Source organism: Gloeocapsa sp. PCC 7428 (assembly GCF_000317555.1).
Taxonomy (GTDB): domain Bacteria; phylum Cyanobacteriota; class Cyanobacteriia; order Cyanobacteriales; family Chroococcidiopsidaceae; genus Chroogloeocystis.
This window is the reverse complement of the sequence record NC_019745.1, coordinates 677334-697864: the sequence shown is the minus strand read 5'-3', so window position 1 is coordinate 697864 and position 20531 is coordinate 677334. Positions and strand designations below refer to the sequence as shown.

Below are 20531 nucleotides of genomic sequence, written 5' to 3'. Positions count from 1 at the left end.
ATAGAACAGTAACTTCAACCTTAGCAATCCTAAATTGCAAAGAAAGACGTTTACTACTTCGCTTGCGCTGTGTCACGCCACTTGCACGCTAGTTGTCTCAACGGGGTAAACCTCCGCACGACACGAGTTCCTCTGCGCCTAATAAGGTTTGTTACAAATGTTACAACTCAAACAGCGTTGCTAAAAGTCTCCATAACTCATAATGAACAATGAGCAATTGACAATCAACGATTAAAGATTAATCTTCAATAAGTACCCCTCTTCGCTCTATGAATTCTCGTGTCCTCGTTTTCGGTAGTATCAACATGGACTTAGTTGCCAAAGTTCCACGCTTACCTACTCCTGGCGAAACTTTATTAGGTCATAATTTGACAACTGTACCAGGAGGAAAAGGCGCGAATCAGGCGGTAGCCGTAGCGCGGTTAGGAATATCTACGGCGATTGTGGGGCGCGTTGGCAAAGATCAATTTGGGCAAGAGTTACTGCAAAATCTGCAAAGCGATCGCGTCCAAACTGATGCGGTATATATTGATTCATCAAAGACTTCAGGAGTTGCAATCATTGCAGTAGACGACAACGCCGAAAATCATATTATCGTGATTCCTGGTGCTAATGGAAATGTAGGTGAAGAAGACATCGAACGTCTTACGCAGCAGCTACCAAAAGCATCCGTCTTGCTGTTACAGCTAGAAATTCCGCTTTCCGCCGTACAACAAGCCGCACAAGCCGCACAACAAGCAGGTGTGAAAGTCATTTTAGATCCTGCACCAGCCCCTACAGCGTTACCACCAGAACTTTATCCAGTAGTTGATATCATTACACCGAATGCAGTAGAAGCAGGACAATTAGTGAATTTTACTGTAGATAGTCCTGAAAGTGCCGAAAAAGCCGCACGAGTGTTACAGCAACGCGGTGTTAAAACGGCAATTATCAAACTAGGGGCGACCGGAGTTTTCTGTGCAACCGCTGAGGAAAGCTTTTTTATTCCTGCTTTTTCAGTAAAAGCTGTAGATACAGTTGCCGCAGGAGACGCATTTAATGGTGGATTAGCAGCTGCGTTATCTCAGGGATATTTGCTACGCGAAGCCGTCGTATGGGGCGCAGCAACTGGTGCGCTTTCAACTACCAAGCCAGGCGCACAGTCCTCACTACCTACACGCGAGACAGTTGAAGCTTTTATGCAAAATAGTGTACTTAGATAATTTTAAAAGCTCTATCTACAAGTTACTACTAAGAAATAGTGAGGGACTTGTTTTAAACTTTACAGCTTGCACAATATTTTGAGTTTTCAATGAATTTTTACCAGTATAAATACATACGTCGTTCACCATAACGCATACTGATTTTATATTAAGTTTCTCAACACATCTAGCAAGTAATCTGAAAACAATGAAATTAAAGTTTTTATATTCTCTATCTCTACTTTTTACATTATCTTTTGTTGCCACACCAGCTGCTGCTGAAACTCAAGTTAGTTACTTACCATCAGCCCGAAATCGTAGCGAACAAAACACCAGTATTCAGAAATTAATGACAATAACCGGTGAGAAATATCTAACTCGCCAAGTAACTTTACAAACAATAAATACACTTAAAAATCAATATCCTCAAGTTCCCCAAAAATTCTGGGATTCTTTTTTAGCAGAAATGAACTATGAGGAAATGAACCAAAGAATCGAAGGCATTTACAACAAATATTTCACCGAGGAAGACATTCAAGGCATGATTGCCTTTTATCAAACACCGTTAGGACAAAAAATTATTAGTGTGTTACCTCAACTGGCGCAAGAGTCCTCAAAAGTAGGTCAACAATACGGAATAGAAGCTGCTACGCGGGCGATAAAGAAATTACAAGCAGCTGGCTACATACGTTAAGATAGCCATCTCAAATTATTTGCGTCGTATACTTTGCAGTTTGACTCAAAATAGACTCTCCTATACATAGCAACAGTCCAAGCTTATTTATTTTATTATTTATAGGGCTAACTCAAAACTTCTGAAGCCACCTGCAACTTAGATACAACTTCTTCATCTACTAGCTGTGCGATCGCGCGATCAATAACTTCCAAACCTTGATCGACAGTTTCAATCACACTCAGCAGTCCCCGTAACTCTGCTGCACCAGCAAAGCCTTTCGCATACCATGTCATATGTTTGCGGGCTTGTCGGACACCGCGATCGCCTTTATATTCCCATAAAGCTTGAAGATGTTCTCTCGCACATTGCAACCGTTCTACAGGCGTCGGTGGCGGTAACTCTTGCCCAGTTTTGAGAAAGTAATCAATTTCGCCAACTAAAAACGGATACCCTAATGTTCCCCGCGAACACATGACGCCATCTGCACCCGTTTGTTCTAAGCAACGTACAGCAGCTTCTACGGAAAAGATATCACCGTTGGCAATCACCGGAATCGACAAAACTTCTTTCACTCGCGCGATCCATTCCCAGCGTGCAGAACCATTGTAGCCTTGAGCGCGAGTCCGCCCGTGTACAGTAATCATCTGCGCGCCTGCGTCTTCCATGCGCTTGGCAAAATCCAAAATAGTAATTTCTTTATCCGTCCACCCAATGCGAGTTTTTACCGTGACGGGTACATCCACCGCCTTAACGACAGAACGCACAATTTCTTCTGCAACTTCCGGTTGACGCAACAGTGAAGAACCACCACCATTTTTCGTGATTTTATTCACTGGGCAACCCATATTAATATCTACCGTATCCGCGCCTTCTTCTACTGCCATCACCGCTGCTTCTGCCAAGAAATCTGGGCGACAATCGAATAGCTGAATACTGATTGGTCGTTCGTTCGGATCGACTTCCATAATCTTAGGCAACTGTTTGACATAATGCAGCCCTGTGGCGTTTACCATTTCGGTATACATCATCGATTCGGGTGCATAACGCCGCACCAACCGCCGAAATACCAAATCAGTCACGCCTGATAACGGAGACTGTAAGACGCGGCTTTTAACGGCAAACGAGCCAATTTTTAAGGGTGTGGCAAGTCGAGTTTGTAAGCTAGGAGACAGATAAACCATAGCAACCGAGCGTAAAGATGAGTAAGCGATGACTCTTGATACTTTAACGATATCGCCTATTTAATATTAAGCTGTTTGGATTGCGGTGAGATTTCAAGCTCAAATCTAGTTCATTTAACTCGGTATATGTACATAGGCTGCAATTTTTGCTTCAGTGATTGTACCGTTGCTGTGCATTGTTGATGCAGTTTATAAAGCTAGCTAGAAGTATAAATATGAATAATCTTAAAATATCCGTGAAAAAGTCAGAGGCTATTAAGCTACTTGAAAATGAAGCATGGACGAAAGAAGATGCTAAACGTGCTTTAGAAGTCATTGACTTCAATAAAAATCCTGACGAACTTACCATTCGCCGAGCTATTTCAAATTTTGCTGGTTCTGAACTAAGTAAGCGTCAACGTCTCCAAGCTGCCCAAAAAGGTCAAGTCACCAAAAAGAACAAAGAAATTGAGCAGATCCATAAGGAATATGATATCAAGCTTACTCGATATAAACAAGAACTAAAACAAGCAAAAGGAAGAGACGAAACAGAAGTTCATAACTTAGCTTTGGCTAATAACAACTTAAAAGCTGAAGTCAAAATTTTATCATCAACAAATTACCAGCTTAAAAATGATAATCTAAATCTAGAAGGTAAAGTTCAAAATTTAATCTCAAGCAATAAAGATTTAGAAGCTAAATTAAAGATAACAAGCTCTATTAACGATCAGCTTAAAAAAGAGAATAAAGACTTAAAGAATATAGTTGATGCCATCAAGCTTAAGCTAGCCATCGAAGTAAATCAGCTTTTGAAATACGAAGATAGTGAAATTCGCAAAGCGTTGATAAAGCTATTTAAATCAACACTCGGCTAAGAAGATAATTTAATGAAGAATAAACAAAGAAGATTTAATAACATGAGTTACCATGCAGTACAGCGTGCTAACTCAAAAAATCTAATTAAGCTACACAAAGAAGATAAAAAATGGTTAAAACAGAATGGGTATAAAAATGTTGGTTGGGAGCAGGTTATCGCTCTCTATCAGAAAATTGAAGAGTTTTTAGATAAATATAAATTTGAAGATTTAACTTTGGAAGAGTTATTTTTAGAAGCTGATCGAATTGGCAATAAATATCTTACTGATCAAGAAAGAGAAGAATTTAATTCCCACTTGTCTAAAGAAGTTAACGAAATTGCAGACACAATAGATCAACAATTTCCTGAAACAGAAATTGAATTTATTGATTTTGGTAACACCACTAAAAAAACATCGAGAAAATATAATTACAAATCGTATAGAACTGTGAAAGTATAATAAATAACAATATGGATTTGAAGGACAGAGAACTTAAGGAATTATTTGAACTTGCTGATAAAATTGGTCAAACAAGATATCATAAACTAACTGAGCAAGATTTCGAGAATTATAGAAAATTTGATTACTGGCGGTATATTAATGGTGATGGTGAGTGTGGAACAACTCAAGAAAGTAAGGATTGGGTAAAGGAGCATTCAAACTGGTACTGTCCGATTTGTGGAGAAAACTACTCGGCGAAAAACGGTAAGACAATTGATCATAAGCTTCCTAGAGCACAATATCCTTGGCTAGCAATGAACTTTACGAATTTATGGGTTATTTGCGAAGCTTGTAATAAAGAAAAAGGTGAAAAACATTGGTATGAATATGAGCATTATATGTTAGTTCGCCACTCTGAACTTTATCCTGCTGTGAAGGCGGCACGCCCTAGCCAGTTACTTGAGTCTCTCAAAGATTAAAACAAGCGTGAAAAATCAAAGCTAGCCATGAAATTGCTGTGTTAAAAAATTTAGCAATGAGGAGTTAGTTTTTTAAAAGCAAGGTGTTCTTCAGAGTTTCCGACTACAAGAAGGCGATCGCCCGCTTCGAGAACAACTTCACCCGTGGGATAACGCAATAGCTGCTTATGGCGCTCAATTGCCATAATTGTCACTCCTGTTAGACGACGGATGTTAGCTGCTGCAAGGCTTTGACCGAGTAATGGCGAATTCTCATGCACGACATACCAGTGCTGTTGTAGTCCTTCAATAACCGTTTCTAGATTTGGCGCTCCCCAGTATTCCGCGCGTTCTGGTAAAATATCGCGATAGCGTCCGTTACGATAGCGCGTGACAACCTGCTGCACTGCATACGGCGAATCTCCAAGTTTTAACAGTAGATGTGCGCCCATCTCTAAGGAAGCTTCAAACTCAGGTTGAACAACTTCTTGCGCGCCTAACTGGTAGAGTACATCAATTTCTTCCTTGACATGGGCGCGGACAGTGATATCTAAATCAGGTGCAATACTCAAAGCGCGTTTTAACGTTAATCGCGTTGCCATCGGATCGGGAAGTGCGATCGCCATTGCTTTGGCTTGACGAAGATTTGCTTTTTCTAAAACTAAGGTACTCGCAGCATCACCATACAAATAAACGATTTCGCGTCCTCGTAACGTTTGTAGCGTTGCTTCGTTGTTATCAACAACAACAATTTGATGACCTTGAAAATACAGCATTCGTACGAGCGTTTGTCCAACTCTACCGTATCCGGCGACAACGATATGATCGACAAGTTTTTTTTCAATCTCAATCAAGCGCGGGGAACGAAATGAAAAGCGCGAATTCATCTGCACAAAATGCTCTAACCAAGTTAAGAGATAAGGCGTTGCTTTGAGTAAGAAGGGTGCAAGTAGTAATGTGACTGCTGTTGTACCGACGGTTAAACCATAAAGCCTCGCGGTAAAAAGTCCGGCGTTTTGGGCGACACCGGCTAACACAAAGGAAAACTCGCCAATTTGGTTAATCCCAATACCAACCGTCAACGCAGTTTTAAGCGGATAGCCGAATAGCATAACGATCAGGGTTGCGATCGCAGCTTTACCAAGCATCGTTACCGCAACTAGTCCCAGTAAAACCCAAATGTTGTCAAGTAAAAAACCAGGATCGATCAACAGCCCAATCGACGCAAAAAACAGCGTAGCAAAAACATCGCGCATCGGTATCACGCGATCCAGTGCGTGATCGGCATACTCGACATTAGAAATCATTAACCCTGCAACAAATGCTCCCATCGCAATCCCCAAACCGATTGCAGAAGTAAATAGCGCAATTCCTAAGCAGAGCAATACAATTCCTAACAGAAATAAATCTTGAGAACCAGTTTGAGCAAGCAGCCGAATTGAGAACGGAATAAACCATTTTCCAGCGATAATTGCCCCGCCGACAAAGAGTAAAGCTTTAAGCAACGCTCCAATTAAGGCAATACCAATAACATCTGGAGGTTGAGTGAGTGCCGGCAGAACTGCTAGCATCAAACCCAAGCTGAGATCTTGGACAATCAAAATAGCCAGCATGATTTGTCCGTGAGCCGTTTGAGCTTCATGACGCTCAATCAGACTTTTGAAGACAACCGCAGTCGAGGAAAGGGAAATAACGGCTCCTAAGAAAACTGCTTTAGGAAGCGTATTCACCCAACCTGTCAAGTAAGCAAGCCCGCCTCCGAGGAGAATCGTCAAGATAATTTGCAGCGTACCACCGCCAAGCGCGATCGCGCGAACTCGCAATAAGTCCTTCAGCGAAAATTCCACACCTAAAGCAAACAGCAGCAGTGCCACCCCTACTTCAGATAGCACCTCAATATCACCTTCAAGCGTGACTAAATTGAGCCCCGCAGGTCCTACAACTACGCCACCGATGAGGTATCCTAACAACACCGGTTGCCGCAGTCGATTTGCAATATATCCTCCTGTTGCCGCAGCCCCCAACACCGTCACCATTTCGACAAGCAGCGTCAAGCTAGCCATCTACACTATGCCTCGTTATTTCCTACAGCGTATAGTTGCAGCAGTACAAAAGCTTGAGGTTGGAAGATTTCTTAGGAATCCAGAATTCTCATAATCTAAGCGAAGTGTAGAGATAGAGTTAACAAGATAGCTGTTGTAAATTGTGGTTTACCTAAACTAAACTCTATTTTCTTAGATGGCAGCTATTTAAATAAAGGAAAGATCCAGGCAGCAGCAATGCTTATTAAAATCGCCCATTCCAGTATCGTCAAAATAGACGCGGATGGAAACCAGTTGAACCAAGAACCTTGTTGAACGCTTGACCACCATTGTGTAAGATGGGTAGACCACAGCCTGGGACTATCTTTGTCACGAAATCGCCAATTTAGCATCGATACGAGCAACGGCACTCCGCCCACCCTAGCATTCATCAACAAGTGAAGTGCGATCGCCGCAACCATGACGACCCACGCAATCAAATGCGCGTAGTACCAACTGTGGTTTAGTTCGCCCCTAGGCAGCCATCCTGAATCCATCATTTTGCCACTAAATAGCGCAAAAGTTAACGCTACCAGCGCAAATGTATTCGTCAAACGGTTCAAAGTGTACCACCAAATTGGTTTACCAATCTGAGTTAATTTAGCGAATGAATCAGGTTGAATCAGCCGCTTTTGCCCTCGATGAAATGCATAAATCACAAATGCAGGAAATATGAGTAAGGTGTACAATCCAAAAGTTCCATGTATACCTTCAATTTCTCGATAAGAAGGAAGTGGAATTCTGCCCCAGCGCCCATCGTAAGTATCATATGTCCAGTAAGCCGTCAAAATTGCAGCAATGAGGAAAAGACTTGTAAGTCCATGCAGAATACGTAAAAGTAGCGGTTGATAAGGTTGAGTCGATTTCATACAGCAGCAAGTGCAATGAGTAAATAAGTGAAGCCAGCAACACCGATTTTAGATAAATGGTGGCATTTTAAGAGTAAAAATAGCTCTATTAAATCTTAGAAGATATAATGACTTATTTTGAGGATTACTTAAGATAAATACTGAGTAAAAAATAAGTTCAATTTATGTAAAATAAATGCTGGATGAAATCCTCATAATTGAATAAATTTACTAATTTTCACTTTTTTAAAACTATTCTATTGAGAACCTCAATCGATGACTAATAACAGTTAATAATAATTTCTATTTACTTATCCTTTCTTGCACCTGAAGCTCACGTACACCAAAATTTAGAAAGATAGCACAGACTCGCAATAAGTTCTTGAAGAAAGATTCGGCTATTCAAAGTACCACTTTCACTTCTGATAGCACCTCAATAGTATTTATTTATGCAAGTTGATCAATGCGAAAAATTTAGTAGCGATCGCCTAACGGCATCTCGCTTATGCGCAGAAGATTTCTCTATCTTATGCCAGATGCATCAAGATCCAAACGTCATGACAACGCTTAATGGTATTCGTTCCGACGCGCAAACAAAGCAGTATCTCCACAGAAATTTAGAGCATTGGCAACGCTATGGATATGGGCTGTGGATATTTCGCGACAAAACCAACGGTGAATTTGTTGGTCGTGGTGGGTTACGTAATATTTATGTAGATGGTAACGATGAGATCGAACTCGCTTATGCACTTATGCCAGCTTACTGGGGCAAAGGATTGGCAACCGGAATGGCAAAGGCAATGCTAAAAGTCGGTTTTGAGAATCTTGAGATAGCGCAAGTCGTTTGCATGACGCTGACAACCAACCAAGCATCGCAACGCGTGATGGCAAAAGTCGGATTTCAATACGAATGCAACATCATTCATGCCAATCTACCTCATGTGCTGTATCGTCTCACTACAGAGCAGTGGCAGCAAAATCACAATCAGAATTCATAATACAGATCGCCCCTCACTCGCATTCTCTCCATTATTGACGGCAAACACAACTACTGAATTACGGTTCGCCCCAATTCTTCAGGGTACTGATTTACGTACATTAGACACAGTGCAGTCAGCAGTCAAAAACATGGAGGTTGATGAACAAACTCTAGCTTAACCGTCCTGGATATGTTCGGAAAACCCTCCTTCATAGAGTAGCAAGCCACGCTCAGTATATAGATCAGTACATAAATTCATCAGTATTGAAACTGGAAAGGGCTGCTGATTAGAAATTAGTTGTTCATCTAGTTTTGTTCTCATTTTAGTAGTTATACGGAGCCAAGATTCCCAATGGCAAAAGTAGTTGGAATTGACTTAGGTACGACTAACTCCTGTGTCGCAGTGATGGAAGGTGGTAAACCCACCGTTATTGCTAACGCAGAAGGTTTTCGGACAACGCCATCCGTCGTTGCCTTTGCGAAGAATGGCGATCGCTTGGTAGGTCAAATTGCTAAGCGCCAAGCAGTAATGAACCCCGAAAACACGTTTTATTCTGTAAAGCGCTTCATCGGACGTAGATACGACGAGGTGACAAACGAAGCTACCGAAGTAGCTTACAAAGTGTTGCGCGATAGCAGTGGCAACGTCAAGCTCGATTGCCCTGGGGCTGGTAAGCAGTTTGCCCCAGAAGAAATCTCTGCGCAAGTATTGCGTAAGTTAGTCGAAGACGCCAGCAAATATTTAGGTGAAACTGTCACTCAAGCAGTTATTACTGTTCCTGCTTACTTCAACGACTCGCAGCGTCAGGCGACAAAAGATGCTGGGCGAATTGCTGGTATTGAAGTTTTACGGATTATCAACGAACCGACCGCCGCTTCCCTCGCCTACGGTTTTGACAAGAAGAGTAATGAAACAATTCTTGTATTTGACCTTGGTGGTGGTACCTTCGACGTATCCATCCTCGAAGTTGGCGACGGCGTATTTGAAGTCATGGCAACATCGGGTGATACCCACCTGGGTGGTGACGACTTCGATAAGAAAATTGTTGATTACTTAGCAGAAGAATTCCGCAAGAGCGAAGGTATTGATCTGCGTAAGGATAGACAAGCGCTACAACGCTTAACTGAAGCAGCAGAAAAAGCCAAAATCGAGCTTTCGAGCGTTACCCAAGCGGAAATCAACCTGCCATTTATTACCGCTACTCAGGATGGTCCTAAGCACCTCGACACAACGCTTACCCGCGCTAAGTTTGAAGAACTCTGTTCTGACTTAATTGACCGTTGTCGCATTCCTGTAGAAAATGCGTTACGTGATGCCAAAATCGACAAGAGCGCGATCAACGAAGTTGTGCTAGTTGGTGGTTCGACACGGATTCCCGCAGTCCAAGAACTCGTTAAGCGGTTATTGGGTAGAGACCCCAACCAAACTGTTAACCCTGATGAAGTTGTCGCAGTTGGTGCAGCAATTCAAGCTGGTGTTCTTGCTGGTGATGTCACAGGTATTTTATTACTCGATGTCACACCGCTATCCTTGGGTGTAGAAACCCTGGGTGGTGTCATGACTCGAATTATTCCACGCAACACCACAATTCCTACTAAGAAGTCTGAAGTCTTCTCAACAGCAGTTGACGGGCAAACCAACGTAGAAATCCACGTTCTACAAGGTGAGCGCGAAATGTCGAGCGATAACAAGAGCTTAGGGACATTCCGCTTAGACGGTATTCCTCCCGCACCGCGTGGCGTTCCGCAAATCGAGGTGACTTTTGATATCGACGCTAACGGTATTCTCAATGTCACTGCGAAAGATAAAGGTAGTGGTAAAGAGCAATCAATCAGCATTACAGGTGCTTCAACTCTAGACAAGACTGAAGTTGAGCGCATGGTATCTGAAGCTGAGAGAAACGCTGCTGCTGACAAAGAGCGTCGCGAAAAAGTCGATCGCAAGAACCAAGCCGATTCTTTAGCTTATCAAGCTGAGAAGCAACTGCAAGATTTAGGTGATAAAGTCCCTGCTAGCGATAGAACCAAGGTAGAAGGTTTAGTCAAAGACTTACGCGAAGCTGTATCTAAGGAAGATGACGATCGCATTAAGACTTTGATGCCAGAGTTACAACAAACACTCTACAGCATTGGTACTAACCTGTATCAACAACAAGGTGGTCCTGGTGCTGCGGCTGGTGGCGGTCCTACTCCAGATGGTAGCGATGCAGGTGCTACATCTGGCGGTGATGATGTTATTGATGCAGATTTCACCGAAACCAAATAGTTGAAATCAATAACTAAGTCTCCACTCAGAATTCTCCTGAGTGGGGATTTTTTTTATATTTGGGTAATAGGTAATAGGTAATAGGTAATTGTTAAAGAATATCAAACATGACACTCTATCCTCAAGCACCCTGGACACTTCAAGGCTACGCAGTTGCAACACTGCATCTTATAGAGATTGACCGCGTGCGTTCTTTGATTCCCCAAGAACTTGATATCATCTCTGTGCTTCCTGGTAAGACAGTCGGTGGTGTGTATTTATCCCATTATGGTTCTGGTTCGGTACTGGAGTACAGCGAATTAATCGTCGTTGCTGCTGCTGTTACTCACTCAGGGAAAATTGGCGGCTGGGTTTCGCATATTTATGTCGATAATCCTAATTCTGTCGCTGGCGGGCGCGAAATCTGGGGATTACCAAAAGAATTTGCAGATTTTAGCTGGGGAGAAAATAGTGTCAGCGTGCAACACAGTAATAGCACTTTATGTACTTTGAACTACAATTCTTTATTTAGTCTTGGCTTGAAACCGCGCTTGGGTGCTTCTAGTTTTAGTAGCAAAAACTCTGATTTACTAAGCTTTGCATTTGAGGTAGAAGCACAATTTGGGTTAGCCAACGCGCAATTAACTGTACCTACCACTAGTCCTTTCGCTAATTTAATCACAGGTCAACCTTGGTTAGCCATTTCGGCAACACAGATGCAATTAAAAGTTGCTGCTCCAATTGTATTGACAAAAATGCATTAATATGTAGTGTAGTTTGTTAGTGCTGCAAGTTACGATTTGAATGTACCTGCGATCGCGCTTTTGAGATTTTATGAGTACGACTACGGCTAAACGCTTTACACAAGAAGAATATCACCGCCTTGCAGAACTTGGTTTTTTTCAAGATAACCGAGTTGAACTTATTCGAGGAGAAATTTTTCAAATGTCGGCTAAAGGTACATCTCACTCTGTTTGTAGCACTCGCTTATATCGAGAGTTGTTCAAGCTAGTAGGAGACAGTGCCATTTTACGAGGACAAGAACCTATTACATTGCTTAGAGATAGCGAACCTGAACCGGATTTAACAATTGTACGTAGTCGCGCTGATGATTACTTATCTGCTCATCCTACTCCGGATGATGTACTACTGCTGATTGAAATATCCGATTCTTCTTTGAGTTACGACCAAGAAGTTAAGTTGCCATTATACGCACAAGCCAATATATCTAATTACTGGATTTTTAACTTACCAGCTAACTATTTAGAATGCTACAGTGAACCTTATCACGATTTACAAAATAAATTTGGCTATCGTCAAAAACTCATTTTCTTACCAAGTGATTCTGTAACTTTACCTCATTTTTCAGATTTAGCACTCGATTTATCTAAAATTTTTCCTAATTAAAACTCACTGATTTTTGACCCAAATTGCTATTCCACCGCCACGACCACGCGCAGCAATAAAATCTTCAGTAACTAAGAAAAAAGCGAAAAAAGGAAGTTTGGCAATCGGCTGTTCAGCAAAATTGATGCTGTGAGATTTAGTACGAAACTTACCATTATAAATAATTCGACCAAACAAGGATATTTGCATCTGTGTAAAATCAAACGCTAGCAAGTTTTTCTTGCCAAGATACTTAGCAGAACCTATTAGTTTAAACAGTAGGAAACCCAACTGAATTTGATTGTTAATAGATAATTGGTCTTGATTAAAAAATGAAATTTGTGCAGGCGCAATTTTTTGAGGGACATACAAGCCTTTACCTAAAGCTTTACCATTTTGAAAGTGTGCTTTACGCGGAGCAGTAAAGTAAAGTTGCCAAGTGCCTAATAATGATTCTAAAGGATAGGCAATGCGCTGCTGTTTAGCTGCTTTCTCTGCTTGCAACAGCGCCAAAACAACTGCTGAAGCAGAGGGGCGATCGCTTTTCTTGTTCTTCACGGCAGCCGTTAAAGTCGTCATAAAATTAGGTAAATCAGTAGATGCTATTGCGGTCATTTGTTACTCCTTATCGTTGTCTTCCGCGCTCCATCGAGCTTTATAATGCTTAAATAATATCCTCCAACTAATTTAGAGGATGTTAGCGATCGCATAGAGATAAGTATGCAACGACAAAGAACATTTTCAGGAACTGCGTGGGAAACAAAAGCTGGTTACTGTCGCGCTATCCGCGTTGGAAATCATATTTATGTATCCGGTACAGCGCCTGTCGATGAGCAAGGCGGCGTTTTTGCACCCAATGATGCATATGCACAAACCAAGCGCTGTTTAGCAATCATTCAGAAAGCTTTACAAAATTTAGGCGCAGACTTGCCAGATGTTGTCCGTACTCGCGTGTATGTCACTGATATGAAACGCTGGGCTGAGTTTGCGCAAGCACATCAAGAATCTTTTGGCGAACATCCCCCTGCAAACACGATGGTGGAAATTCAAGCACTTGTCGATCCAGCGATGCTAGTCGAAGTCGAAGTCGAAGCTGTTTGTGATGTCGATCGTTAAAAAGCTTGTCGTTGTAATTTAGAAAACTACGGCGGAGTTAATCAATAAGCTAAGCTATAGCTGAGCGCAACACAGATAACCTTTGAGGAGCTATCGAAAATATGCTGGCTTTTTTGCTGGTTGTTGGAGCAATGGGGTTAGCGATCGCCTATGTTGTCTGGAGCGAAAACAAATTACGGCGTGGTGGTATATAAGTAAAGCTTACTGGGCTAAGTCTGCATCTTGACCCACAAATACAGTTTGCTCGTTGATAGTAAAAGATTGGTCAGAGATTTGATTGAATACTAGTAGTTATCTTGCTAGATAACGCTTACTTATGCTTCCGTAAGGTCAAATTTTTGACAATCAACATATTCTCACTCAACCTTGCTATTGGTATCAACTAAAGTCTTTTCTTTATTAGAAGTATATCTTTGCAATTTTAACAGTAATTATACTGAGAAAAAGTGCAACTAATTTTAAAATAGAATAAGCAAGACTGATTAACTTCTCAAAAAAAATAAAATTCCCATAAAATTGTTTATTTGTGTTGAAATATTTGTAGAGATATTAAGCTTAAATCGTCCAAATGATTGATAAGGCGTAATCAAGTGATTGCGAATGTTATTAATATGTAAACAAATAAAAATAGTATTTTCATCGATGCTTTAATTCATTAACCAAGGATATATATAGGTAGAAACGATTAAAAAGCTATTCATGAATAAAAGACCTAAAGCTAAGAGCAATATGATTTAGCAATTATTAAATCAAAGGATACCTAGTATGGTTGTTACTTCTACAAATATATTCATAGACCAGAAAGACGAGTCTGCATTCAAAGTAAAGCATTTTATCAAACAGAAATATCCTAAAAAGCATGACCACTATAGTTTTGATGATTTTTTCCATTTTCAACTTGATACAGGAACAGTTATCGATTGGAATGAGTCCCGTAATATTTTTGTTAGTGAAGATTTCATTATTGGTTTGATCGAAGGCTTAGAAGAAGAAGTCGGTAGTGCTTCGACGGTTGTTATGTACAACATTGGCTACGAGTGGGGTAGTAAAGATGCCGATTTTTTCCAACGGTGGTTTGAGAAGGAGTACAAAAAGACAATTACTGAGACGAATTCTGCTTTTTTATTAGAGGCTTGGTGGTGGCCTTTTATTAGCCAGGGATGGGGAAACTGGGAAGTAGACATAAGTGACCAAAAGAACGGATTTACGTTTATCAATATTTTTGATTCAGCAGTAGCCCGTACGCTAGGTGATGTCGGTAAACCTGTGTGTCATCTTTATGCTGGTTTGTTTGCTGGTTTCTTTAGTGAGTTGGTGAAAAAACCTTTAAGCTGTATTGAAATCCAATGTTACTCAATGGGAGAAACTTACTGTAAATTTCTACTGGGTAAACAAGATCGTATTGATGCCGCAACCTTTTGGCAGAACGAAGGTGCTACCGCTAGAGATATTGAAAAGCGGCTCCAAAGTGGGGAACGACTCAGATGAGCAGTCAGAATTCCTGGTTGTTATCAGTACAAGAATTCTTTAGCTTCACTCACTGGCAAGGTCAACCGCGAGAGAGTTTCAACGAGCAGCAATCTTTATTAACTGCTTGGCAATGCTTGTCAGTCCAAGAATTCTTTAGCTTCACTCACTGGCAAGGTCAACCGCGAGAGAGTTTCAACGAGCAGTACCAACACCAGTTTCTGCAACTCACGCTGCAAGCAGAAGCCGCGATCGGCTGCCATCTAGATTCTTGGCAATGTCTATCAGTACAAGAATTCTTTAGCTTCACTCACTGGCAAGGTCAACCGCATAAAAAATTTAGCTGGCACGACATAAATCAATCTTCAAGCTTAACTTTGCAGGTGAGTGAGTTTTTCAAATTGATTGATTGGGAAGGTCATCCAGAAATAGGCTCCTTACCAAAGAAATTGCTGCCGCCAAACTCATTTGAAGCACCTGTCAAAACGACATTAACAGACCTATCGACACTATTTTAAATCGAATAAATATGCACTCTGAGATTAAAAGTCTACTCTACGAAGCTGAAGACCACTATTTGAATCCAGAAGAAATGACGACTGCCAAGCTTTGTATTGCATCGCTGCAAGTACGCCTCGAAACCTATGAGTTACTGCGTGACCAAGAAGTCGCCATCTTTCAACCAATCGCCGATCAACTTCTGGTAACTTTTGCGCAGAATCAGCGAGATTTAGAGCAAGCTTTGAAACGTTGGCTATTAGTCTTGCGCTACTGCACTATGGCGATGGTGCTCAATAACCAAGAATTTCTACGGCAAAGACTTTTAGAGTGGCTGATTGGTATAGTACAAGCTTATCAAACACAAGCAATTGAGACAAATATATATCAACTTTTACAGAATCAGTTGCAAGAACATTTGAATGCGCAACAGTTGGCTTTATTGCAACCTTTTTTAGCGCAAGCTGAAACAACTCTTTTGCAGACAAGTGCTGTGGCTGAATTGTAGAAATACTGTTAAATCTTGAATATGGAAGACTGCTCATGATTGCTATTACTGATTTACTGCAAGACGAACGCTTACCAGGAAACTACTTTGCTGTTGATGCTTACATTAAGGGTGACTTTGAAGCAGGTTTGCTCGAAAACCGTCGCGGCGATCGCCTTTTAGCTTTACCAGAGACTTTGATACAAGCGATTTATACTGGTATCGACAAAGAAACAGGACAAGCTGCGGGTTTAGTGCTTTTTAACTGCGGTCGATGGTGGGGTAAGAACTTTTATGCCCGTTTTATTGAAGAAGTAAGTGACTACTATAGCAAGCCTTTAGCCGCAATGGAAATGGTAGAGTTTCTGCAATGCCTAAAACAATGCTGGAAAACACACGGCTGGGGAACTTTTGACTTCGACATGAACTATTACCAGCAGGGATTTTTAGTTATCAAAATTTGGAACTCCCCCTTTGCACAGCAACCTCTACAGGCGAAACCAGCGTGTTTCCTAGAAGCAGGCATACTAAGTGCTTTTTTTAGCCAACTTACTGGACGACAACTCCACTGCGTGCAAACTTCTTGTGAGTCTTTGCAGGCTGATTGTAACCGCTTTGTTTTAGGCTTACCAGAACGTCTCAAACCAATAGCAGCCTGGTTAGATGAAGGGCACGAGCATGAAATTATTATGGCTTGGCTATGTAGGGGTAATACCTAAATTGAAGATCGGTGCTATCAACCTCGCCGCTAACAGGAGCATCAAACGTGACCAAGATTGTAAAACTAGAACCTATTGCTCAAGAAACAGTCGTCAAAACCAATGACAACCTTTTATATGGAGTACTCACCAACGAACTAAATATTCTTCCAGAGTGTTCTGGGCGAGGGATGTGTTCTACCTGCCACGTTTACATCAAAAGTGGTATGGAAAGTCTTTCTCCGCTTAACCGTCGAGAAAAGCGGACGTTAGAGGCGATCGCCACAGCGCAGCCCAATTCCCGCCTTGCTTGTCAGGCGCGAGTTATTGGTGATGGTGTTGTCGTTGAGATTCCTGCTGGAATGCATATTAATGCGATCGAGGATATTGAAACCTTAATAGGTCGCCGTGCCAAGCAAGATATCCTACATCCCTTGGAAGGCAAAATTTTAGTAGAAGCTGGCAAGTTGATTACGCGTTCGATGATTAGCCAACTCAAGGACACGCGTACTTCCATAGAAGCGTATCTTGCCCGTACCCGCGAAGCTTAAAAAGATAGATTGTTACCAAATAGAAAAATATGCTAACACAACTAACCCGCTTAAGCATAGAAGCGGACGGTCGCTATGCCAAAACGGAGGAACTTCAGTTTCTCAAAAGCTATTTTCAGTCTTGGGAGCAGCGCGTGAGTGCTTATGAGAAAATTCGCGCCGCCGAGGCTCAAATTATCAATCGAGTAGAAACCAAATTGCGAACGCTCGACCCTAATTTATTTCTTAATGCCGCCGGAGATTTTACCGAAGTGTGGCGAAGAGACATTGTACAAGTGCTACGGTATGCAGCAGCCGCGTTGTTATTCAATGAACACGACCACTTACGAGAGGGTCTTTTACTTTGGCACAATACCATTGCGAAGTCTTATCAATTTGACCAAACTTGCAAGACGACGTTTGAAGTCATGCCAGAGGTGATCGAGCAATATCTTACTCCCCAAGAAGCACTTCTGTTGCATCCAATTTTAGAACTCAATCTCATCATACTCGGCTAAAGCAATTATCTAGAGGAATTTTGACGCTATGCAACAAAGTTTGAAAGTTCTTCCACAGCGTAGTTGGCGGGACATTGTAGAAATTTTATCAGTGCTTGGCTCGATTGGTGGCTCAATTGCATCTGTAGTAACTCAACAAGCTTTCTTTGCTTCTATCCCGCTGTCTTTATCGGTAGCGCTCAATCTCGCAAACCGCAGGCAAATGTCAGATGAAGTCAAGCACCAGCAAAGTGCGATCGCCCAGATTACACGAGAAAACGTTGACACTCAAGGTCACATCGAGGTGCTAACTCAACAATTAGTAGTAGTACAACAACAAACCGCTACCTTAAGCCAAGGTGCTAATAACTTACAAAACTATACTCAAAGCCTACACAGTGAGCAGGCAAAAATTGCCCAAATGGTCAATAATTTACAAGAAGTTGAGATTTGTCACCAGGATATTCGTATTAATCCTAATGCTGAAACCTACTACAATCGAGGTTTGATTTACCAACGTTTAGGAAATCTACAAGCCGCAATCAAAGATTACACTGAAGCTATTTGTATCAATCCTAGCTATGCCCAAGCTTATTACACTCGAAGCATTATTCACGTTGAGCTAGGAAATAAAAAGGCAGCCTTAGCAGATTTGCGCGAAGCTACAAAATTCTTTTTTGAAGATGGAAATATTGCAGGCTACCAAGCAGCACGAGAGTTCAGCAAGAAATGTCATGAGATAATACAAACTAAAACTAATAATGAAGAAAAACTACCTATAGGGGGCTTATTTTCTTGAAATTACTCATTCAGTTCCAACTTTGACATCAAGCTATAGTATCTGTATCAGGAGCTAAAAATGTTAAATAGAAACAGTGACAAAATTTATAAAGTTACATTGGTTAGTGAAGCACACAAATTAAACAGCACGATTGAAGTTTGTGGCGATGAGTATATTCTTGATGCTGCCGAAGTGCAAAACATTGAATTACCGTATGCTTGTCGCGCAGGTGCTTGTGTTGTTTGTATTGGCAAGGTTCTTGAAGGTTCAGTTGACCAGTCAGATCACTCTTTCTTAAACGAAAAGGAACTTAAAGCTGGTTTCGTTCTTACGTGTAGAGCTTATCCTCAATCTGATTGTATCATTAAGACTCACCAAGAAGAGGAATTATTTGAATTATATTAAAGGTAATTTAAGAAGGATTGCTGACTATGTAATGAATGTAATTGCCATAGAATTAGCAAAATAAATTTTAGAATATTCCTCTAGTGACTCTAGACATCTTGGTAGTTCAGTGATTTAATCGCGAACTACCATTACTTTTTCTGGAGTTTTTAACTATTTATTAACTTTTACTCCAAACTCAACACACTGCACTCATGAGTATTTTAAAATTAAGCATAGTATAAGATTATACAAACAATCAAGGCAAAACTAAGCAGTAGTATATTACTGATGAAATTGTTTGTAGTCTGAGAAATTACTGTAGCTTTTAACAATTTAGTCTATGTATCAGGAATTTATTCATGAGTTTCTAAAGATACCTGGAGTTCTAGGAGTTGCCCTAATTCAGGGACAATCTATACCATATTTCTATGCCAACAATCGAAAGATAGAGGGGCATGAGAAACACAGTTTGATTGAAAGTCTTCAGCAAAGTATTACCATTGTTTCCTCGGAAGTTGATTGTTTTAAATTTCAAGTTAAGGGATACTATGCATATAGCTACAAGTTAAATTATCATCTGAGCTTTCTAGTTATAACTGATACGGATATTGCTAAAAATCAACTGCGAGCACTGGCAGCACAGCAATTAAAAGCTATTCTCCAGAAAGATGTTGATCAGACAATTAAAACGTTTAAGCTCTTAACAGAAGCTTTTTCTCAAATCCAAGTTTTTTCAAATAAAGCAAAACCTGAATTATACGCTATAAAAAATTCTTCTCTTTCTTTAGAAGAAGTATCTCTTAACATTACAGAGTTGCTCAATGCGCTCAATCGTCTAAGTCAATTCAGTAGCAATTATATAGGAACAAAGCTTACTGCCAACTATTGGCAGTTAACACGTCCTAATTTTGACTGGTTAGACAATTTCCAAGTCAATCGTTCTGCTGAACTTGTATTTCATGGCGCACTCACAGAAACTGTTACTGCTCAACAACATCGGATAGTTAAAGAGTGGGTTGCAGCTTTTATCAAGAAAAGTTCTCAGGTTATTCAGGATTTACCTGTCATGATTGAAGAAATAGCTCTAGATGAAACCCACAGAAGACTACTATTAACTCCTACTAATAGTTAAATCCAGCAAATAAAAATAGAAGTTACGAGGTGTAAATCTAGACAAAAAAAATACGGTTCTCTACCTAATGACAGAAGCACGACAAGAGTTATGATTGATATAAATAAAGAAGGATAAATCGTTCATCTTTCATATCAGAAAGACGGAAGTAGGGGAAATTCCCGAAGGAACGCGCCTCATTCGATACTACGCATACAAGAAAGAGGCGAACAATGAATAATAAAGCTATTGGTATCCAAAATCAAGATTCTCGTTTTGTTACTGCTCAAGCACGTTTACTTATGAGCGAACGTCGTCAAAGACAGCAAAATCGTCAACAATCAATGCTACAGCGTGCAGGCATTGAAGAAATCACTGACGCTTAGATTTCGCTAATAAGTCGTCAACTTAAGAGGTGAGTTGTGATGAAAAATGCATTGCAGCGCTTCCAAAACACGGCTGAGACGCATCGTACCAATATTCAAAAAAGCTTGGAGCATCGCTTACAGGTTGCTAGAGCTAAAGGTGACGAAAAGCTAATTCGGCAGTTGGAAGCAGAAAAAAGCTACTACAACTAAATTAAAAGTGTATATCTATCTTACTTATTGGATAGAGTGCTGAGTAAAGACCTGGTTCTTGTTTATTGA

25 protein-coding genes and 1 riboswitch are annotated in these 20531 nt (G+C 40.8%); of the genes, 21 read left to right on the top strand and 4 right to left on the bottom strand.

Annotated elements, in window-relative coordinates; genetic code table 11:
• Positions 1 to 269: 269 nt before the first annotated feature.
• Positions 270 to 1202: a ribokinase gene (gene rbsK, locus GLO7428_RS03090; RefSeq protein WP_015187099.1), complete on the top strand. Its 933-nt coding sequence runs from the start codon at positions 270 to 272 to the stop codon at positions 1200 to 1202.
• A gap of 187 nt (positions 1203 to 1389) precedes the next feature.
• A complete protein-coding gene (locus GLO7428_RS03085; RefSeq protein WP_015187098.1) occupies positions 1390 to 1875 on the top strand; it encodes a DUF2059 domain-containing protein in 486 nt (161 codons plus the stop codon).
• 107 nt (positions 1876 to 1982) lie between these two features.
• Here GLO7428_RS03085 and dusB read toward each other — a convergent pair whose 3' ends face one another.
• Positions 1983 to 3038, bottom strand: a complete 1056-nt coding sequence (gene dusB / locus GLO7428_RS03080; protein ID WP_015187097.1) for a tRNA dihydrouridine synthase DusB — start codon at positions 3036 to 3038, stop codon at positions 1983 to 1985.
• 215 nt (positions 3039 to 3253) lie between these two features.
• Here dusB and GLO7428_RS28260 point away from each other — a divergent pair, with 215 nt between their 5' ends.
• Genes GLO7428_RS28260 through GLO7428_RS03065 form a run of 3 tightly spaced genes read left to right on the top strand, consistent with a single transcriptional unit; the run spans position 3254 to position 4794 of the window.
• Positions 3254 to 3892 (top strand): hypothetical protein, encoded by a 639-nt coding sequence (locus GLO7428_RS28260; protein WP_015187096.1) that lies wholly within the window; start codon positions 3254 to 3256, stop codon positions 3890 to 3892.
• 12 nt (positions 3893 to 3904) lie between these two features.
• Entirely contained in the window at positions 3905 to 4333 is a 429-nt protein-coding gene (locus GLO7428_RS03070) for a hypothetical protein (RefSeq protein WP_196797448.1), read from the top strand.
• Between the two features lie 11 nt (positions 4334 to 4344).
• The gene (locus GLO7428_RS03065; protein WP_015187094.1) at positions 4345 to 4794 is read left to right on the top strand and encodes an HNH endonuclease; all 450 of its coding nucleotides are present in this window, start codon (positions 4345 to 4347) and stop codon (positions 4792 to 4794) included.
• A 50-nt stretch (positions 4795 to 4844) separates the two neighbouring features.
• On the opposite strand, the gene GLO7428_RS03060 is transcribed toward GLO7428_RS03065, so the two are convergent.
• Positions 4845 to 6836, bottom strand: coding sequence for a cation:proton antiporter (locus GLO7428_RS03060; RefSeq protein WP_015187093.1), 1992 nt, complete (start codon positions 6834 to 6836; stop codon positions 4845 to 4847).
• Positions 6837 to 7018: 182 nt separating this feature from the next.
• Positions 7019 to 7723 (bottom strand): cytochrome b/b6 domain-containing protein, encoded by a 705-nt coding sequence (locus tag GLO7428_RS03055; protein ID WP_015187092.1) that lies wholly within the window; start codon positions 7721 to 7723, stop codon positions 7019 to 7021.
• Positions 7724 to 8151: 428 nt separating this feature from the next.
• Between GLO7428_RS03055 and GLO7428_RS03050 the strand changes: the two genes are divergently transcribed.
• The 4 genes from GLO7428_RS03050 to GLO7428_RS03035 all read left to right on the top strand — a co-directional run bounded on the left by GLO7428_RS03050 (position 8152) and on the right by GLO7428_RS03035 (position 12333).
• Positions 8152 to 8700 carry a GNAT family N-acetyltransferase gene (locus GLO7428_RS03050; RefSeq protein WP_015187091.1) on the top strand — a complete coding sequence of 183 codons (549 nt, stop codon included), beginning with the start codon at positions 8152 to 8154 and terminating at the stop codon, positions 8698 to 8700.
• 333 nt (positions 8701 to 9033) lie between these two features.
• Positions 9034 to 10947, top strand: a complete 1914-nt coding sequence (gene dnaK, locus GLO7428_RS03045; protein WP_015187089.1) for a molecular chaperone DnaK — start codon at positions 9034 to 9036, stop codon at positions 10945 to 10947.
• 107 nt (positions 10948 to 11054) lie between these two features.
• On the top strand, positions 11055 to 11690 hold the full coding sequence (locus GLO7428_RS03040) for an acetoacetate decarboxylase family protein (RefSeq protein ID WP_015187088.1): 636 nt from the start codon (positions 11055 to 11057) through the stop codon (positions 11688 to 11690).
• A gap of 70 nt (positions 11691 to 11760) precedes the next feature.
• A complete protein-coding gene (locus GLO7428_RS03035) occupies positions 11761 to 12333 on the top strand; it encodes a Uma2 family endonuclease (RefSeq protein ID WP_015187087.1) in 573 nt (190 codons plus the stop codon).
• A 3-nt stretch (positions 12334 to 12336) separates the two neighbouring features.
• Here GLO7428_RS03035 and GLO7428_RS03030 read toward each other — a convergent pair whose 3' ends face one another.
• On the bottom strand, positions 12337 to 12927 hold the full coding sequence (locus GLO7428_RS03030) for a hypothetical protein (protein WP_015187086.1): 591 nt from the start codon (positions 12925 to 12927) through the stop codon (positions 12337 to 12339).
• Positions 12928 to 13032: 105 nt separating this feature from the next.
• Between GLO7428_RS03030 and GLO7428_RS03025 the strand changes: the two genes are divergently transcribed.
• The 12 genes from GLO7428_RS03025 to GLO7428_RS28250 all read left to right on the top strand — a co-directional run bounded on the left by GLO7428_RS03025 (position 13033) and on the right by GLO7428_RS28250 (position 20462).
• Positions 13033 to 13428 carry a RidA family protein gene (locus GLO7428_RS03025; RefSeq protein ID WP_015187085.1) on the top strand — a complete coding sequence of 132 codons (396 nt, stop codon included), beginning with the start codon at positions 13033 to 13035 and terminating at the stop codon, positions 13426 to 13428.
• A 765-nt stretch (positions 13429 to 14193) separates the two neighbouring features.
• A complete protein-coding gene (locus tag GLO7428_RS03020) occupies positions 14194 to 14916 on the top strand; it encodes a V4R domain-containing protein (protein ID WP_015187083.1) in 723 nt (240 codons plus the stop codon).
• A complete protein-coding gene (locus GLO7428_RS25830; protein ID WP_015187082.1) occupies positions 14913 to 15413 on the top strand; it encodes a hypothetical protein in 501 nt (166 codons plus the stop codon). Before GLO7428_RS03020 ends, GLO7428_RS25830 begins: the two co-directional genes overlap by 4 nt.
• An 11-nt stretch (positions 15414 to 15424) precedes the next feature.
• Positions 15425 to 15901, top strand: a complete 477-nt coding sequence (locus GLO7428_RS03010) for a hypothetical protein (protein WP_015187081.1) — start codon at positions 15425 to 15427, stop codon at positions 15899 to 15901.
• Positions 15902 to 15936: 35 nt separating this feature from the next.
• Positions 15937 to 16599, top strand: a complete 663-nt coding sequence (locus GLO7428_RS03005; RefSeq protein WP_015187080.1) for a V4R domain-containing protein — start codon at positions 15937 to 15939, stop codon at positions 16597 to 16599.
• 47 nt (positions 16600 to 16646) lie between these two features.
• Positions 16647 to 17129: a 2Fe-2S iron-sulfur cluster-binding protein gene (locus GLO7428_RS03000; protein ID WP_015187079.1), complete on the top strand. Its 483-nt coding sequence runs from the start codon at positions 16647 to 16649 to the stop codon at positions 17127 to 17129.
• A gap of 29 nt (positions 17130 to 17158) precedes the next feature.
• Complete coding sequence (locus tag GLO7428_RS02995) at positions 17159 to 17626, top strand: hypothetical protein (protein ID WP_015187078.1); 468 nt, start codon at positions 17159 to 17161, stop codon at positions 17624 to 17626.
• 28 nt (positions 17627 to 17654) lie between these two features.
• Positions 17655 to 18404, top strand: a complete 750-nt coding sequence (locus tag GLO7428_RS02990; protein WP_015187077.1) for a tetratricopeptide repeat protein — start codon at positions 17655 to 17657, stop codon at positions 18402 to 18404.
• 60 nt (positions 18405 to 18464) lie between these two features.
• A complete protein-coding gene (locus tag GLO7428_RS02985; protein ID WP_015187076.1) occupies positions 18465 to 18791 on the top strand; it encodes a 2Fe-2S iron-sulfur cluster-binding protein in 327 nt (108 codons plus the stop codon).
• A gap of 322 nt (positions 18792 to 19113) precedes the next feature.
• Positions 19114 to 19905, top strand: a complete 792-nt coding sequence (locus GLO7428_RS25825; RefSeq protein WP_015187075.1) for a hypothetical protein — start codon at positions 19114 to 19116, stop codon at positions 19903 to 19905.
• A 117-nt stretch (positions 19906 to 20022) separates the two neighbouring features.
• A riboswitch (Glutamine riboswitch) is annotated at positions 20023 to 20081 on the top strand.
• A 36-nt stretch (positions 20082 to 20117) separates the two neighbouring features.
• The gene (locus tag GLO7428_RS28255) at positions 20118 to 20270 is read left to right on the top strand and encodes a hypothetical protein (protein ID WP_015187074.1); all 153 of its coding nucleotides are present in this window, start codon (positions 20118 to 20120) and stop codon (positions 20268 to 20270) included.
• 39 nt (positions 20271 to 20309) lie between these two features.
• Positions 20310 to 20462 carry a hypothetical protein gene (locus GLO7428_RS28250; protein WP_015187073.1) on the top strand — a complete coding sequence of 51 codons (153 nt, stop codon included), beginning with the start codon at positions 20310 to 20312 and terminating at the stop codon, positions 20460 to 20462.
• The last annotated feature ends 69 nt before the right edge of the window (positions 20463 to 20531 follow it).

Excerpts from the sequence above, each read along its gene's own strand:
- GLO7428_RS03010 (WP_015187081.1), top strand. The coding sequence starts at position 15,425 with ATGCACTCTGAGATTAAAAGTCTACTCTACGAAGCTGAAGACCACTAT.
- GLO7428_RS03020 (WP_015187083.1), top strand. The coding sequence starts at position 14,194 with ATGGTTGTTACTTCTACAAATATATTCATAGACCAGAAAGACGAGTCT.
- GLO7428_RS03055 (WP_015187092.1), bottom strand. The coding sequence starts at position 7,723 with ATGAAATCGACTCAACCTTATCAACCGCTACTTTTACGTATTCTGCAT.
- GLO7428_RS28255 (WP_015187074.1), top strand. The coding sequence starts at position 20,118 with ATGAATAATAAAGCTATTGGTATCCAAAATCAAGATTCTCGTTTTGTT.
- GLO7428_RS03060 (WP_015187093.1), bottom strand. The coding sequence starts at position 6,836 with ATGGCTAGCTTGACGCTGCTTGTCGAAATGGTGACGGTGTTGGGGGCT.
- GLO7428_RS03070 (WP_196797448.1), top strand. The coding sequence starts at position 3,905 with ATGAAGAATAAACAAAGAAGATTTAATAACATGAGTTACCATGCAGTA.
- GLO7428_RS03005 (WP_015187080.1), top strand. The coding sequence starts at position 15,937 with ATGATTGCTATTACTGATTTACTGCAAGACGAACGCTTACCAGGAAAC.
- GLO7428_RS28260 (WP_015187096.1), top strand. The coding sequence starts at position 3,254 with ATGAATAATCTTAAAATATCCGTGAAAAAGTCAGAGGCTATTAAGCTA.
- GLO7428_RS03040 (WP_015187088.1), top strand. The coding sequence starts at position 11,055 with ATGACACTCTATCCTCAAGCACCCTGGACACTTCAAGGCTACGCAGTT.
- GLO7428_RS03085 (WP_015187098.1), top strand. The coding sequence starts at position 1,390 with ATGAAATTAAAGTTTTTATATTCTCTATCTCTACTTTTTACATTATCT.
- GLO7428_RS25830 (WP_015187082.1), top strand. The coding sequence starts at position 14,913 with ATGAGCAGTCAGAATTCCTGGTTGTTATCAGTACAAGAATTCTTTAGC.
- dnaK (WP_015187089.1), top strand. The coding sequence starts at position 9,034 with ATGGCAAAAGTAGTTGGAATTGACTTAGGTACGACTAACTCCTGTGTC.
- GLO7428_RS03050 (WP_015187091.1), top strand. The coding sequence starts at position 8,152 with ATGCAAGTTGATCAATGCGAAAAATTTAGTAGCGATCGCCTAACGGCA.
- GLO7428_RS03025 (WP_015187085.1), top strand. The coding sequence starts at position 13,033 with ATGCAACGACAAAGAACATTTTCAGGAACTGCGTGGGAAACAAAAGCT.
- GLO7428_RS02990 (WP_015187077.1), top strand. The coding sequence starts at position 17,655 with ATGCAACAAAGTTTGAAAGTTCTTCCACAGCGTAGTTGGCGGGACATT.
- GLO7428_RS03035 (WP_015187087.1), top strand. The coding sequence starts at position 11,761 with ATGAGTACGACTACGGCTAAACGCTTTACACAAGAAGAATATCACCGC.
- GLO7428_RS25825 (WP_015187075.1), top strand. The coding sequence starts at position 19,114 with ATGTATCAGGAATTTATTCATGAGTTTCTAAAGATACCTGGAGTTCTA.
- GLO7428_RS02995 (WP_015187078.1), top strand. The coding sequence starts at position 17,159 with ATGCTAACACAACTAACCCGCTTAAGCATAGAAGCGGACGGTCGCTAT.
- dusB (WP_015187097.1), bottom strand. The coding sequence starts at position 3,038 with ATGGTTTATCTGTCTCCTAGCTTACAAACTCGACTTGCCACACCCTTA.
- rbsK (WP_015187099.1), top strand. The coding sequence starts at position 270 with ATGAATTCTCGTGTCCTCGTTTTCGGTAGTATCAACATGGACTTAGTT.
- GLO7428_RS02985 (WP_015187076.1), top strand. The coding sequence starts at position 18,465 with ATGTTAAATAGAAACAGTGACAAAATTTATAAAGTTACATTGGTTAGT.
- GLO7428_RS28250 (WP_015187073.1), top strand. The coding sequence starts at position 20,310 with ATGAAAAATGCATTGCAGCGCTTCCAAAACACGGCTGAGACGCATCGT.
- GLO7428_RS03030 (WP_015187086.1), bottom strand. The coding sequence starts at position 12,927 with ATGACCGCAATAGCATCTACTGATTTACCTAATTTTATGACGACTTTA.
- GLO7428_RS03065 (WP_015187094.1), top strand. The coding sequence starts at position 4,345 with ATGGATTTGAAGGACAGAGAACTTAAGGAATTATTTGAACTTGCTGAT.